Here is a 15,584-nt window from a genome sequence, read left to right on the forward strand (position 1 = left end):
CAACTATGTCAACCGCTGTATTTGCTATTTCTTCAGCACTAGGCTTTTTGGAATAAACCGTATGGGCATAGTTATGTGCTAAGCCTTCAATGGCTTGCACGGGGTTGTTTTGCGTTAAACATGCTGCCCGAAAGGCACCGGCACTCGAGCCGATTAAATTTAGCTCGGTAGTCCTGTTTTTAAAAAAATCACCAAAAAGGTATTTATCTAAGCCAAACAGGGTAAACCATTTAGGGCCGCCACTAGCGCCTAGAAAGTTAGTAAAGAGCTCTTGTTTAAAGCCTTGTTCTTGTATAGTTTTTAAGGCGTTTTTTCCGGCGTATATCTCTAGCATTGCTGCAAATATCTCATATTTATAATTTTTTAATAGGTTAGCTTAACTGATAGTCTGACGCGCCATGGGCATTAAACAGTGTTTGATAAAGGCGAGTTGCGTAATCATCGGTCATGCCGGCAATATAGTCAGCAATAACTCGCTGTGGGTTTTGCTTGTTATCAAAGGCGAGTTGCCAGCGTTTAGCGCTATTACTTGGCAATAAACGCATAGGGTCAGATGATAGCGCTTCAAAAAGCTCCATCACTATTTGTTGGCCTCTATATTCCAAGCGTTGCAAGCGAGTTAATTTGATGACATAAAAATAAACAAAATCTTTAAAAATTTGCAGTGCTTGAGCTGTCGGTGTTGATAATGTTGCGTTATAGCGAAGTAGTGGCTCAGCAAAGTTTATATCATCTTGTTCATTTAAATCGGTTAGCTTAATCGCGGTAATTAAATAATTGACTAAGCCGCCAATGGCATCTTTTTGTAAGTGATGATGATCACTAAAGAGTTTCTCCGCTAATGTTTTACTGTATTCTTGCAGCCAAGCATCGTCAATTTGTTGCAGCTTGTCTATTACTTCTCGATCAAAATCATTGCGGTTTACTACTTTCGTTACTATGGCGTCTTCGAGATCATGAATACCGTAAGCAATATCGTCGGCGAGCTCCATAATGGAACAATCTAGTGATTTGAATCGAGTTTTATTATGTTTGTTTTTTTCTTTCACACTCATACTTTGGAATAGGTTACGATCCGCTGTTGATAGTGGGGCAAGTACCCAGTCAATAATATCTTCATCGTCGCTATATAACCCTTTGGGTGGATGCCAGTCATCAGCTTTAAGCTGTCGAAAGTTATCGGCACACTCTGGCTTAATAGCCTTGCTCAGCTTTTCCATTAATTGCGGGTATTTCATTAAACCAAGTAGAGTTCTTCGAGTTAAATTCATACCGTAATGTTCACTGAATGTTTCTAAACGCGCCACTATGCGGAGAGTTTGGCCGTTACCCTCGAAGCCACCATGATCTCGCATCATATAATTGAGCGCAACTTCACCACCATGACCAAAAGGCGGATGGCCAATATCATGGGCTAAGCAAATCGTTTCTATTAAGCTATCAGTTTTAGGGAAATGTGCTGCGCATAGCTCAGGGTATTTACCGCGTAATTGTGAGGTAATGCCTGAGCCTATTTGTGCTGCTTCTAATGAATGAGTTAAACGGGTGCGATAAAAGTCACTTTGACCACTACCCATCACTTGGGTTTTTGATTGCAAGCGACGAAAAGAGGCAGAGTGCAATATTCTAGCTCTATCTCGCTGAAAAGGGTCACGGTGATCTTGCTGTCTGTTGGTAACTTTTTTAAGGCGTCTTGCTAACCAAACATCATTCATAGCTATCCTTAGTGAAATTGGGCGAAGTTATGTAAGTTAATTAATCGAATCAAGGTAACTTAACTTACCTCATTTCCTTTGGCATTATTTACTTTACTGATAGTGGTGAAGTATCTTGGTCTGATAAATCCATGGGGCATTATGTTGTTGAAAGAATGGATCCCCAACAATACACCTCGGGAATGTCAGGGGAAATTTCAGGTTACTTAAGAGGTTTTAGGCATTAGCAATAAATATAGCGCGTTTGGGGGCAGGGTAGCCTTCAATAGTTTTGCTATTATCATTAGGGTCGAGAAAGTCTTGTAATGACTCCGTATCTATCCACTCGGTTTTTCTTTGCTCATCTAAAGCAGTGATATCAGTGTTTACTACGCGAACATTACTAAAACCACAACGTTCAAGCCAAGCACACATGGCTTTTTCACTCGGTAAAAACCAGACATTGCGCATTTTGGCATATCGTTCACCAGGCACGAGTACGGTATTTTCATCACCATCAACAATAAGGGTTTCTAAAACTAATTCTCCGCCTTTAACCAGCTGTGCCTTTAATTGATAAAGAAAATCGATTGGCGATCTACGGTGATAAAGTACACCCATAGCAAAAACGGTATCAAAAGCCTTTAGCTCAGGCAGTTGTTCAACACCTAAGGGTAATAAATGTACTTGGTCATCATCTATAAAGTGCTTAATAGCATTAAATTGCATTAAAAATAGTTGTGTAGGGTCTATGCCGACAACAAATTTTGCCCCTGCGCCGCGCATGCGCCATAAATGATAACCACTGCCGCAACCTATGTCTAAGACATACTTACCTGATAAGTCGCTGATATGTTCGCTTAAGCGATCCCACTTAAAATCGCTGCGCCATTCAGTATCAATATGTAAGCCATGAATATGATAAGGTCCTTTTCGCCAAGGCTTAAACTTCTTCATAAGATTTTCAAGGCGTTTAAATTGCCCCTGATCTAAATCACCTAATTCGCCAACCTTAACGGTATTCACTATATCTGTGTTTGAATTAGCTTCTACCACAGGTAATGCATCCAGGGTTTTCTGCCAATGTTTGAATTCACCGTGTAAATTATTTTCATGCCAATGGCTTAACTGTGCTGGTAAGGTATTTAACCAATGGCTTAAACGATTAGTGGCGATTTGTTGGTAAAACTGGTTAAACTGTTTCATAGGTTCTATTTAGTCGTGTGAATGTGGCGTATTTGGTTATTTATCTGCGATTAATGGCACTATTTAATTGCGCTTATTTAATGGCCGTTATTTGAACGCGTTTATTTAATGGCGATAAGCGAGGTGAAGTTAAAGCACTGAAACCATAAAGAGCTATGAGTAAAGCCCGCTTGAGCTAAGCGCTCTTTATGCACATCAAGTGAGTCAGTCAACATGACTTTTTCCAAAGCCGTACGTTTTTGAGCAACTTCTAATTCGCTATAGCCATTATCTCGCTTGAAGTTATGGTGTAATTCAATTAACACCTTATCAATAGCTGGGTCATCGCTGCTAATTTTTTCTGATAGCACCAGTAAACCACCCGGTTTTAAACCTTGCGCTATTTTAGTCAGTAATGCTTGGCGCTGTGATTTTTCTATAAATTGCAAAGTGAAATTTAATACCACCATAGAAGCATTTTCTATCTCGATATCTTGAATATTACCTTCAACAATAGTCACAGGGGTATTACCTTTAAAGGCATCAATATGCATTTTACAGCGTTTGACCATATCAATAGAATTATCAACACCAATAATTTGGCAACCTTCAGCCGTAATTCCTTTACGCATCGCCAGCGTTGCGGCGCCTAGAGAGCAACCGAGATCATAGATATTACTATTATCTTGGACAAACTGTTGGCTAAGTCGTCCTATAGTGTCAATAATAGTGTTATAGCCCGGCACAGACCGAGATATCATGTCGGGGAAAACTTCAACGACTTGGGCATCAAAGGTAAAGTTTTTTACTTGCTTATGTGCTTGTGAGTATATTAAATCGGTATCAGAGTTATGCATAAGCTTTGCTATATTGTCTATTATGTTAAGGTTAGTATCTATACTCTTTATCATTCAAGCACATGTTGCAGGCTTCTTGATTGCTAACGAGTAAATAAAGCTTATTTTAACCGATCTCGTTAGCAACGCTATATCTATAGGGTGTTTTTTTGAATTTTTTTTACAAACAGACCAATCATTTTATTTTAGTTCTCTGGTGTTTAAGCTTTTTTAGCCTAACAACGTTGGCAGCAAAACCTGCCGCAGAGCCTGAAAGCCGGGTAACTCCGTTGTCTGTGGCGATTAAACAACCGCTAACTATTGCTATAAATGAAACCTCCTTTCCTTATCATGCTATTGACGAACAAGGTAATGCCATTGGTCTGATGGCCGATATGTGGCGCTTATGGGCGAAAAAGCAGCAAGTCAACATCCAGTTTGTTATCCTGCCTTGGCTTGAAACACTAAGCCAAGTCGCTAAAGGCAAAGTAGATATTCATGCCGGCTTAACCATTTTAGACTCTCGCCGTAAAACCCTTGCTTTTACCCGCCCGCTTTTTCATGTTTATACTCACCTTTATGTACATCAAAAACTCGATACTGTTGACAGCCTTGCCGATTTAAAACCCTATAGTATTGGCGTTGTTACAGGCTCAGCTCATATCGAGAAATTAAAAAAATACTATCCTGATTTAGCCTTGAAAACCTATGGTAATCGCCATGATTTATACCGAGCAGCGTTAAATAACGAGATTTTAGTTTTTAGTGGTTTAGAAAAACTCGCCGATAACTTCCCTGATTACGATAGTTTACGACAACGTTTCCCGGTACATAAAGTTTTACGCTATCAACAAAGTGACTACGGTGTTGCTGTCGCTAAAAATAATAATGCCTTGCTCAGCTTTATCGAACAAGGTTTTGACAAAATATCAAGACAAGAAAGAGCAGCCATTGAGCGGAAATGGCTAGGTTTAGATAAACAAAAAGACAGTTTGCTAGTGGCATTTTCATCACATTACCCTCCTTATATGGGGGTTAGTCCATCGGGAGAGCCACAAGGGTTACTGATAGATGTATGGCGTTTATGGTCTAAAAATGTCGGCATTAATGTTGAGTTTGTGGCCCGTGATATGGCTGAAGGGTTAGACCTTATTGCCGAGCAAAAAGCGGATGTGCTTTTGGCCTATCCGGATCACGCTAATACTCCTCAAAATACATTGTTTGCCAAACCCATTTATTTATCAAATTCTCAAGTCTTTGTCAGTAAAATCATTAAAGATATTGAAGGAAATAGAATTCACTCCCTCGATCAGTTTTCTCAGCAGTTTTCTCAGCAGTTTAGTCAGCATGTTATAGGTATTTGGCAAGGCTCTACTTTCAGAGAGCAATTTATTGCTCAATACCCACAAATTAATATCCGTGACTTTAGTAGTCTCAGTACTATGATAAATGCTGCAGAGCAAGGTGAAATATCAGGATTTGTCGGACTAGTTGATTTAGTTAATGCCAGATTAGTGCAAAGCAACTTGCAGGCATTTTTCTATCGTTTAGACAGTCCCGTTATTACCTTAAACTTATCGCCGGTAATTCATCAGCAAAATCATAAATTGATGCAAATAATTAACAATGGCTTTAGTGAATTAGATATTAATACCCTTATTCAAATTGAAGACCGCTGGTTAAATGGCAATGCCGGAGAATATTATTATAAACGCAAAGCACAAAAAATTAGGCTAACTGAAGAGGAAACAGCCTTTTTAGCCGCGCGAGAAAAAATTAATTTAGGTATTGTTAAACAATTATCGCCCATTGAATTCATTGATGAACAAGGTGACTTTTCGGGCATTAACCGTGATGTTATTAACTTGATTAAGGACAGAACCAGTATTGACTTTAATTATGTAGCTTTTGATACTTGGCAGCAGTTATATGACGCATTATTAACCGATAAAATAGATATGCTTGGTAGTATCACGCCGACCCCTGAACGTAAAAATCTGATGCTATTTTCTGAAAGCTATTGGCTAATGCCCTGGGTAATGGTGCATCCGCAATATTATGGCCGTAAAACCAAACTTGAAGATTTTTATGGTAAACAAGTGGCTATTGTCAAAGGCTATTATTTAATTACTAACTTACGAAAAAAACATCCCTTAATTACGTTTAAATTAGTGGATAATAGAGAGCAAGCATTAGTTGCATTGCAACAAGAACGTGTTGATGGTTTCATCACCACTATGGCCTCTGCATCACAATTATTGAAGCAAGAAAATATTGTTACCTTGATGATCTCTATGATGGAAGATGTCAGCCTAGATAAAAGTCATTTTGCTATCAACAAACAATTGCCGTTATTGAAGGACATTATCAATAAAGGTCTATTGACGATTACCGAAAAAGAAAAGCAAATCATTTACGATAACTGGTTTACTTTGGCAATAAAAACCGGTCTTGATAAAAATGTCGTCCTGCAAGTTGGCGCGCAAATTGGCGTGATCATTTTGTTAGTGTTGGGCTTTATTATTATTTGGAATAGACGCTTACAAGTTGAAATTAAGCATCGGGAGCAGCTTGAAAAAATAATGAAACATATGGCAACCCATGATGAGTTAACTGGGCTTGCTAATCGGGTGCTATTGAAGGATAGGTTGAGCACGGCGATACAATTTCATCAACGCCAATCCCTTAAAATGGCGGTGTTATTTATCGATTTAGATGGTTTTAAAAATATTAATGATACCCATGGCCATGATGTCGGGGATGAACTATTGCAACAAGTTGCTTTGCGCTTGCAAGGGTGTGTGAGAAGTTCAGATACCGTAGTACGTTTTGGCGGCGATGAATTTGTCTTGTTACTCACCGGATTACATAGTCCCAATGAGGCGGCCTATGTCGCTGAAAAAGTATTAAAACTGATGCAAAAAGAGTTTGAACTTGCTAAAAGAGAGGCAAACATTAAGGCTTTTATCGGCTGTAGCATAGGTATTGCCATGTATCCTGCGGATGGTGATAATGATACAGACCTACTCAAAATAGCTGATACCATGATGTACAAGGTAAAAGCTGCCGGTAAAAATCACTATCTTTTTAATTAGTCTTTACCAACATAGCTTTAAAGAAAAAAAGAATAACCACCGATACATTTCAAATAAAGAGCAGCAGCAGGTTATATGCTCCATGCATAACCTAAGTGACCTACATCCATGTAGGCCTCGCTTCGCGCTGCACAGAGGAAGTGATTTTAAAATACAATTTCCTCATTATTTTCTTCTTTAGTATCTTTCTCTTCTCGGTGTAGCGAAGCCTCACTCTCTAGGAATAATAGCTCTGTGGTGAATTTCCTCTGGTTCGGTTGAGTTATTAAAGACATTAAATATCTACCACCAAGGTCACAGAGAAAGTGATCATTGTGAGTTTAAAATATTTTTGTTGTGCCTTTAATTAGTGCATCTGCCTGTTCTAGGTGACATTAACAATCTTTGCTTTATAATATGGCAAAAATTATCCTAACAAGCGCTAGTTAGCGTTTGTTAATAAATTGAATTGGTATAGGGCAAAATACATGCGCAGTCTTTATTGTGGTGAAGTAAACGAGTCTCACATCGGGCAAGAAATAACTTTATGTGGTTGGGTTAACAAACGTCGTGATTTAGGCGCTGTGATCTTTTTAGATTTACGTGACCGTGAAGGCCTTGTACAAGTTGTTTATGATCCAGATTTACCTGAAGTAATCAAAAAAGCGAATACCTTACGCAATGAGTTTTGTGTACAAATTCGAGGAAAAGTTCGCGCTCGCCCTGAAGGTCAAGTAAATAAAGGCATGAAAACTGGTGGTATTGAAGTACTTGGCTTAGAACTTACCATTTTAAATAAGTCGGCACCATTGCCATTAGATTCAAATCAAACTAACTCAGAAGAGTTAAGATTAAAGTATCGTTACCTTGATTTACGTCGTGTTGAAATGACCGAACGTTTACGTTTTCGCGCGAAAGTTACTTCAGCAGTACGCAGCTCACTAGAAGCTCAAGGTTTCTTAGATATTGAAACACCTATTCTTACTGCGGCAACACCTGAAGGTGCTCGTGATTATTTAGTACCAAGTCGTACGCATAAAGGTCAATTTTTTGCTTTACCACAATCACCACAATTATTTAAACAATTGTTAATGATGTCAGGTATGGAACGTTACTATCAAATCGTTAAATGTTTCCGTGATGAAGATTTACGTGCTGACAGACAGCCAGAGTTCACTCAAATAGATATTGAGACCTCGTTCATGAGTAGTGATCAGGTTATGGCTATTACCGAAACTATGATCCGTGATTTGTTTAAAACCATGTTAGATGTTGACTTAGGTGACTTCCCACGTATGTCTTACCACGAGGCAATGACTCGCTTTGGTAGTGATAAACCTGATTTACGTAATCCATTAGAGCTAGTTGATGTTGCTGATATTTTAAAAGATGTAGAATTTAAAGTATTTTCAGGACCGGCTAACGATGACAAAGGTCGTGTGGCTGTCATTTGTTTACCACAAGGTGCAGCTAAGTTCTCACGTAAGGGTCTTGACGATTTAACTAAATTTGTTGGTATTTACGGCGCCAAAGGCATGCCTTGGTTAAAAGTTAATGATATTGATGCAGCATTGGCAACGGGCCTTGACGGTTTACAGTCGCCAATATTAAAATTCTTATCAAGTGACGAAGCGATAGCCTTATTAAAACGTGTTAACGCCAAAACAGGCGATATCATCTTCTTCGGTTCAGACAAGTATAATGTTGTTACTGAATCTTTAGGCGCACTTCGTCTTAAACTGGGTGAAGATCTTGACTTATTGCAAGGTGAGTGGAAACCACTATGGGTTGTTGACTTCCCAATGTTTGAAGAAGTTGATGGCGGAATGCACGCTATTCATCATCCATTTACCGCACCAACTAATTTAACCGCAGAAGAGTTAGAAGCCAATCCTGTGGGCGCATTATCAGATGCCTATGATATGGTGTTAAATGGTTGTGAACTTGGTGGTGGCTCGGTACGTATCCACAAGCAAGATATGCAAGCATCGGTCTTTAGAATTTTAGGCATCAGTGATAAAGAAGCACAAGAAAAATTTGGCTTCTTACTAGAAGCGCTTCAATATGGTGCGCCGCCACATGCTGGTTTAGCGTTTGGTTTAGACCGTCTTGTTATGTTAATGACAGGTGCAAGTTCAATCCGTGAGGTTATGGCTTTTCCTAAAACCACTACCGCCGCTTGTCCATTAACCAATGCACCAGGTAAAGCGAATCCTGAGCAATTAAAAGAGCTAGGTATAGCAACAATCGTTGAAGAAAAGAAAGAACAAGCTTCACAAGAGTAATAGCTTTAACTATTAATTCTGTACTGAATTACTAATAAAAAGCGTATTGAGGGTTTTCCATCAATACGCTTTTTTCATACCCAAGCCACCTCAAAGTGCAGGATTCAGCTGGAATTAGAAACGCGTTTAGGCAAGGCATTGATTGAAGGCAATAGTTATTCAGGATAATTGCTCCTGCATTCTCTATTAAGCTGCATCCATGCAGCGCTATTGTCGAAGTCAATAACGCAGCGTAAAGCGTTTATAAACCAGCCATTGTGAGACGTCTGAGCAAATCACGTTCATCGTTGTATAGTTCATTAAGGGAACAACCATTAATGAAATACACGCCTTGAACATGAATCGTTCAGGCGTCCTGAAACGAGAATTTTGAAGTCGCTTGGGTATATACACTCAGTTTGTTCAGCCTCTTTCAGATTTTAAGGTATTAAATGACAATTATATTAGGCATTGACCCAGGTTCCCGTTTTACTGGCTATGGCGTTATCAAACAAGAAAATAGACAGCTTACGTATCTGGGCAGTGGTTGTATTAAGGCATTAAGTCAGGGCGAGGATTTAGCGTCACGGTTACAAACTATCTTTGCCGGTGTTTCTGAGATAATTATTCAATTTAAGCCGGATATGTTTGCCATTGAACAAGTTTTTATGGGGGTAAACCCTGGCGGCGCGCTGAAACTTGGCCAAGCACGTGGTGCTGCCATTGTTGCCGCAACCAATACCGGTTTAACCATTAGTGAGTATTCAGCAAGGCAAATAAAACAAGCGGTAGTGGGTACAGGTGCGGCAGACAAAGCTCAAGTGCAGCATATGGTAAAAACTATCTTAAAGTTGCCTGGTACGCCACAAGCTGATGCTGCGGATGCCTTAGCCGTTGCATTATGTCATGCGCATAGCCATACCACTATTGCTAGATTAGCCGGCCAAGCCAGTAAAACGGTGCGAGGGCGGTTACGCTAATTCATTTTTCATAAGTCATCACCACCGAGAATATAGAGGCAGCTTCGCGCTGCACAGAGCAAGTCATTTTCAATTGTAATCAGTTAATCAGCATCTTTACTGTATAAATATATAGTGTTAGTATCTATTTTATAAATAATAGCTTTTGGTACTTGTTGTGATTGGTCGTTTACGTGGCACTCTTGTCGAAAAAAATCTCCCTGAAATATTAATTGAATGTGCTGGCGTTGGTTATGAAGTTACTATGCCAATGACCAGTATTTATGCCTTACCAGAGCTTGACCAACAAGCAATTATCTATATTCACTTTGTTGTGCGTGAAGATGCGCAATTGCTTTATGGTTTTGTTAATAAAGTTGAGCGTAAGCTATTTCGTTTATTGATTAAGGTTAACGGTGTTGGTCCAAAATTGGCGCTAGCGGTCTTATCTAACATGTCTGCGGATCAATTTGTTAATTGTGTTCGTCACGATGATATTACTGCCATTGTAAAAATCCCCGGTGTCGGCAAAAAAACCGCTGAACGTTTACTTATTGAAATGCGTGATCGCCTAAAAGATTGGCAGGCACAACAACCTGTGCACTTAGTCAGCAATGATGGCGGTATGCCAGAACAACTTTCTGCTGATTTGAGTCAAGATACTACTTTTATCAGTGATAACAAAGGCGATGCTATTGATGCCTTGTTATCGCTTGGTTATAAACAAGTACAAGCGGATAAAGCGGTTAAATCGGTATATAATCGCGGCATGTCTAGCGAAGATATTATTCGCGATGCGTTGAAGTCAATGGTGTAACATCATTTCCATGACGTCTTAATCACATTTTAGAATTTAGGTAACCTATGATAGAAGCAGACCGCTTAATTGAACCCGTAGCTAGCGTTGAAGATGAAAGGGTTGATCGCGCCATACGCCCTAAAATGCTACAAGACTATACAGGTCAAGAGCATGTTAAAGCACAAATGGAAATATTTATTCCGGCTGCTAAAAATCGTGGCGAGCCGTTGGATCACTTACTTATATTTGGACCGCCGGGTTTAGGTAAAACGACCTTAGCCAATATTGTTGCCAATGAAATGGGCGTCAATATTCGCACCACTTCAGGTCCCGTTTTGGAAAAAGCTGGTGATTTAGCTGCACTTCTGACAAATTTAGAAGAAAATGACATTCTATTTATCGATGAAATTCATCGTTTAAGCCCTGTGGTTGAAGAAATATTATATCCTGCAATGGAAGACTATCAATTAGATATTATGATTGGTGAAGGGCCTGCTGCTCGCTCGATTAAATTAGATTTACCGGCATTTACCCTTATTGGTGCTACAACTCGTGCGGGCGCATTAACGTCACCGCTGCGTGATCGTTTTGGCATAGTGCAGCGCTTAGAATTTTATAATGTTGCTGAGTTATCCACTATTGTTAGCCGCTCGGCGCACTTTTTGAATTTAACCATAGACGAGCAGGGCGCATTTGAAGTCGCACGTCGCTCTCGTGGTACCCCTCGTATCGCTAACCGTTTATTACGTCGTGTACGTGATTATGCCGATGTAAAATCAAACGGTATAGTGAATCAAGAAACTGCCGCTGCCGCGTTGGATATGTTAGAAGTTGACAGTGAAGGTTTTGATCTCATGGATAGAAAGTTACTGCACGCAATTATTGATAAGTTTATGGGTGGACCTGTTGGCTTAGATAACGTTGCTGCTGCCATAGGCGAAGAGCGGGAAACCATTGAAGATGTGCTAGAGCCTTTTTTAATTCAACAAGGTTTTTTGCAGCGTACCCCACGCGGTCGTATCGCCACTGACAGAGCTTACCAGCATTTTGGCCTTACCAAAGAGCCAACTGAATAGCTGCTAAAGCTACCTAAGCAAGTAATATCACTTATAAAAAATGCCAGCATATTGCTGGCATTTTATTTTTTAAGCAGGGTACTTTTGCTAAATAAATACTTTGTGCCCAATTAACGGTGTGGTCGACTTCTCCAGGCTTTAATGGTTTGGTAACGCCATAAGGCTTGAATACCAAAATAGCCTAAAATAGAAAAACTAACGGCTAGTACGCCACAGCCAACTAAAAATGCCGGCCCTATGGTTGATAAACTATCAATGACCCATTGCCAACTTGCTTGAAAAGCAAACTCTTGCTCTGGCACGGCTAAAACCCAAGTACCCACTAAGTAGCAGGCATAAAAAATAAACGGCATGGTCAGCGGATTTGTCAGCCATACTAAAGCGATGGCTAAGGGTAAGTTAGCATGGAAAAGAATGGCAGCACCGGCTGCTAAGACCATTTGAAAAGGCACTGGAATAAAAGCAAAGAATAATCCAACAGCGAACGCTTTAGCGACCGAGTGCCGATTTAAATGCCAAAGGTTGGCATTGTGTAGTAAGTTGCCGAAAATCTTTAGGTACTTATTTTCTTTTATTGTTTGATGATCTGGCATCATACGTTTAATGGTTTTTTTGGGCATATACTTCTACAGGTCCCTTGATCAAAAGTGAGTGTGGTAATTAATTTTATTATTATATTTACTTGCTAAGTATAGCAATCGTTAATGTCAGCAAGTCACTAGCACGAGAATTTAATCGCAAAAAATAAAAGGACTTTTTATCACTATGGATTGGTGGTTACTGACATTTTTTCTTGGTGCTATATTGTCCCTATTTTTGCCGGAAGTGCCAGCGATTTATCAGCTATTTTTACTTCTTTGTCTGGCTATTGGCTTTTACACAAAGAATAAATTACGTTATAGCGCTGGAATATGCTTTGGTGCCTTGTGGATCTTGACGCAAGCTTACCTTTATCAGCATCAATTACCAATCGATTTTATAGATAAAATGCAAAGAAAACAGCTTCTTGTTGTTGAAGGTCAGGTGCTTACTTTACAAGTTATGCAAGTTCAACCCACTACTACTTTGAATAAAGGCGAAATTGGCAACGTCGTTGCAAAAGAACACCAGGAAACTAAGCGATTTAACTTTCTTGTTAGCAAAGTAAATCAACAGCAGCTTAGCAAGCCATTTATTATCCGGCTAAGTTGGCAGAAAGCGAGTTTAGCTGTCGCTCAAGGGCAAAGGCTATACCTTAACGTTAAGCTCAAGCCTGCACACGGTTTAGCCAATATAGGCACATTTAATTACTTAAGTTGGCTCAAGTCACATAATATTGTTGCCACCGGCTATGTAATTAACCCAAGAAAAAAGCCTAAGGAAAACTTAAATAGTCTAGCTAAGGGGAATAGTTTAGCTGAAGTAAACAGCTTAAAGAAAGTATCGACTGAACGTAAAAAAAACCGACTTCTTATAGAAACGAGTACTATCAGGCAACAACTCTTTGCTCAATACCAAAAGCTAGCACCTAAACATACACTAAGCCCTATTTTATTTGCACTAGCTTTTGGTGAGCGAAGCTTACTTGATCCCGCGCACTGGCAAGTATTACAAGCGACGGGTACCAGCCATCTAATTGCCATTTCTGGTTTACATATTGGCTTACTCGCCGGTAGTGCGTTTTTTATGGCGATGTTATTTTTAAAAAATTTACCATTAACAAACCCTCGCTGGCAAGGGCTAAATATTCGTTATTTTGCTATTGCCATAAGTGTGTTGCTGGCGACTAGCTATGCCTATTTAGCGGGATTTTCATTACCAACACAGCGCGCTTTGGTGATGTTAAACCTGTACTGGTTCAGTCGTTTAGCAGGGATAAAATTATCCTCTAAACGTCTAGTTTTATTAACGATATTTGCCTTATTGATGTTCAGTCCCTTTAGCTTATTAACGGCAAGCTTTTGGTTATCTTTTTATGCTGTGGCTATTATCTTTGTCACGTTGTGGCGATTTAGCTCATGGTTAGCTATGGGGTCATCAGTTTGGCGGTTTTTTAAAGGGCTTTTTATTATTCAAGTCGCACTTACAGTTATGTTAATGCCTATTAGTGCATTCTTTTTTCAGCAGATATCCTTGGTGAGTTTACTGGCCAATATTATTGCCGTGCCTTGGATGAGTGCTATTAGCATACCTAGTGCGCTGCTATCAGTCTTGCTGATGCCATTAAATGAGCAATTAGCACAATGGTCTATGATGATCTCGCTGCAATCGTTAAGCTGGCTTTGGTTTTATTTAGAACTGCTTAGCAAACAGAATCATGCCATTATTTCTTTATCAATGGTGCAACAAACTCTGGTCTTAATCATTGGTGTATTTATTTTTGTTCTGTTTTACCTCGCACCCTTTTATTGGTCTAGGCGAGTCAAGCAGGGCGTTTTTATCTTACTTATTTCTATGCCTATGTTAGGTTTTTTAGGTTTAGTACTGAAAGATCCGCATGATCAAAATAGTGATGTTGCCTCCAAAGCGGAGCATAACTTTACTCCATGGCAAGTGGTATTTTTTGATGTCGGTCAGGGCTTATCAGTGTTAGTGAAACGTAATAAGCATGCAATTTTATATGATACTGGCGCGGCTTACCCCAGTGGTTTTACGCTTAGTGAGGCGGTGATACTGCCATATTTGCAATATTCAGCTATCGAGCAGCTTGATAAGGTGATCTTAAGTCATAGTGATAACGACCATGCTGGCGGTATAAAAAGTCTGCTAGTTAATATAATCATTAATGAAATTATCAGTAATGATGAAAGCATCTTTAAGGCAACAGATACAACGAGTATTAAACCGACTCTCACTAAGCCACCTATCTCTATTCTCACTAATCTGCCTAGAAGTAATCCATCACTGACAGCTTGCTTGCCAGAACGCAGTTTTACCTGGCAAGGTTTAAGCTTTGATATTTTATGGCCTTTGGCACAAAAATCTGCTGAGGATAGCGTTAGTCAGGGTAAGGAAAGAAATATTGGCAAGCAAAAAAATGATGATTCCTGTGTCATTTTAATCAGTGACTCTCAGGGAAATAAACTCTTGTTGACCGGAGATATTTCCTCGAAAGTGGAGCGGCAATTACTACGGCTTTATCCTCAGCTTAGTGTTGATATCTTACAAGTACCGCACCATGGCTCTAAAACATCATCGAGTCAGGCATTTCTTCGTCAGTTATCCCCTGAAATAGCCTTAGTCAGTGCCGGTTATTTAAACCGTTGGTATATGCCAGTAGCAGCGGTTAGGCGGCGTTATCATGACGAAAACATTCAATTATTAAATAGTGCCGAGCTGGGGCAAGTAATTATTACCTTTGATGAAAGTGGCATCAGCAGGCAAACTTATGTGCAAGACCTACGCCCTTTTTGGTTTAGCCACTAGGATCATTAGGTAATAGCCTTTAAATAAGTACCTCGGCTTATCGTTTTTGCTATGTACTAACTTTGTTATTGTTCTGCTTATAGTTTTTGTTGGTTGTCTGGCCGATTCACGGTAAAATACTATTTCGTCACTGTAAGTATCGACAATGTAAGCATGATAAAAGTATCAATTGTTATACCAAACGAATAAATATATCGACCAACTTAGAACTTCAGTAGCGAGCTTAGAACAAACAAAATGAGTTAAACATAGTTACTCTATATTTCATTCGTTTTGTGAAGTTATCAGTTTG

The 15,584-nt window shown here is 39.5% G+C and carries 11 protein-coding genes and 1 pseudogene; 6 read left to right on the forward strand and 6 right to left on the reverse strand.

Annotated elements, in window-relative coordinates:
• The 4 genes and pseudogenes from HRT50_RS13375 to cmoA form a co-directional block, all read right to left on the reverse strand.
• Positions 1-334 (reverse strand): annotated as a pseudogene (locus tag HRT50_RS13375) (patatin-like phospholipase family protein); the annotation flags it as partial.
• A gap of 37 nt (positions 335-371) precedes the next feature.
• Entirely contained in the window at positions 372-1,715 is a 1,344-nt protein-coding gene (locus tag HRT50_RS13380; protein ID WP_291615303.1) for an anti-phage deoxyguanosine triphosphatase, read from the reverse strand.
• Between the two features lie 216 nt (positions 1,716-1,931).
• Positions 1,932-2,900 (reverse strand): tRNA 5-methoxyuridine(34)/uridine 5-oxyacetic acid(34) synthase CmoB, encoded by a 969-nt coding sequence (gene cmoB / locus HRT50_RS13385; protein ID WP_291615304.1) that lies wholly within the window; start codon positions 2,898-2,900, stop codon positions 1,932-1,934.
• Positions 2,901-3,001: 101 nt separating this feature from the next.
• On the reverse strand, positions 3,002-3,736 hold the full coding sequence (cmoA, locus tag HRT50_RS13390; protein ID WP_291615305.1) for a carboxy-S-adenosyl-L-methionine synthase CmoA: 735 nt from the start codon (positions 3,734-3,736) through the stop codon (positions 3,002-3,004).
• Between the two features lie 149 nt (positions 3,737-3,885).
• Here cmoA and HRT50_RS13395 point away from each other — a divergent pair, with 149 nt between their 5' ends.
• Positions 3,886-6,810 carry a transporter substrate-binding domain-containing protein gene (locus tag HRT50_RS13395; RefSeq protein WP_291615306.1) on the forward strand — a complete coding sequence of 975 codons (2,925 nt, stop codon included), beginning with the start codon at positions 3,886-3,888 and terminating at the stop codon, positions 6,808-6,810.
• Positions 6,811-6,956: 146 nt separating this feature from the next.
• On the opposite strand, the gene HRT50_RS13400 is transcribed toward HRT50_RS13395, so the two are convergent.
• Complete coding sequence (locus tag HRT50_RS13400) at positions 6,957-7,085, reverse strand: hypothetical protein (RefSeq protein ID WP_291615307.1); 129 nt, start codon at positions 7,083-7,085, stop codon at positions 6,957-6,959.
• Positions 7,086-7,277: 192 nt separating this feature from the next.
• Between HRT50_RS13400 and aspS the strand changes: the two genes are divergently transcribed.
• The 4 genes from aspS (at position 7,278) to ruvB (ending at position 11,887) form a co-directional block, all read left to right on the forward strand.
• A complete protein-coding gene (gene aspS, locus HRT50_RS13405; RefSeq protein WP_291615308.1) occupies positions 7,278-9,074 on the forward strand; it encodes an aspartate--tRNA ligase in 1,797 nt (598 codons plus the stop codon).
• 431 nt (positions 9,075-9,505) lie between these two features.
• On the forward strand, positions 9,506-10,033 hold the full coding sequence (gene ruvC, locus HRT50_RS13410) for a crossover junction endodeoxyribonuclease RuvC (RefSeq protein ID WP_291615309.1): 528 nt from the start codon (positions 9,506-9,508) through the stop codon (positions 10,031-10,033).
• 157 nt (positions 10,034-10,190) lie between these two features.
• Positions 10,191-10,829, forward strand: a complete 639-nt coding sequence (gene ruvA / locus HRT50_RS13415) for a Holliday junction branch migration protein RuvA (protein WP_291615310.1) — start codon at positions 10,191-10,193, stop codon at positions 10,827-10,829.
• A 47-nt stretch (positions 10,830-10,876) separates the two neighbouring features.
• Positions 10,877-11,887 (forward strand): Holliday junction branch migration DNA helicase RuvB, encoded by a 1,011-nt coding sequence (ruvB, locus tag HRT50_RS13420; protein WP_291615311.1) that lies wholly within the window; start codon positions 10,877-10,879, stop codon positions 11,885-11,887.
• Between the two features lie 110 nt (positions 11,888-11,997).
• On the opposite strand, the gene HRT50_RS13425 is transcribed toward ruvB, so the two are convergent.
• Entirely contained in the window at positions 11,998-12,507 is a 510-nt protein-coding gene (locus HRT50_RS13425; protein ID WP_291615312.1) for a DUF2062 domain-containing protein, read from the reverse strand.
• 145 nt (positions 12,508-12,652) lie between these two features.
• Between HRT50_RS13425 and HRT50_RS13430 the strand changes: the two genes are divergently transcribed.
• Positions 12,653-15,292, forward strand: a complete 2,640-nt coding sequence (locus HRT50_RS13430; protein ID WP_291615313.1) for a DNA internalization-related competence protein ComEC/Rec2 — start codon at positions 12,653-12,655, stop codon at positions 15,290-15,292.
• Positions 15,293-15,584: the final 292 nt, after the last annotated feature.

It is taken from the genome of Colwellia sp. (assembly GCF_013215345.1).
GTDB lineage: Bacteria > Pseudomonadota > Gammaproteobacteria > Enterobacterales > Alteromonadaceae > Colwellia.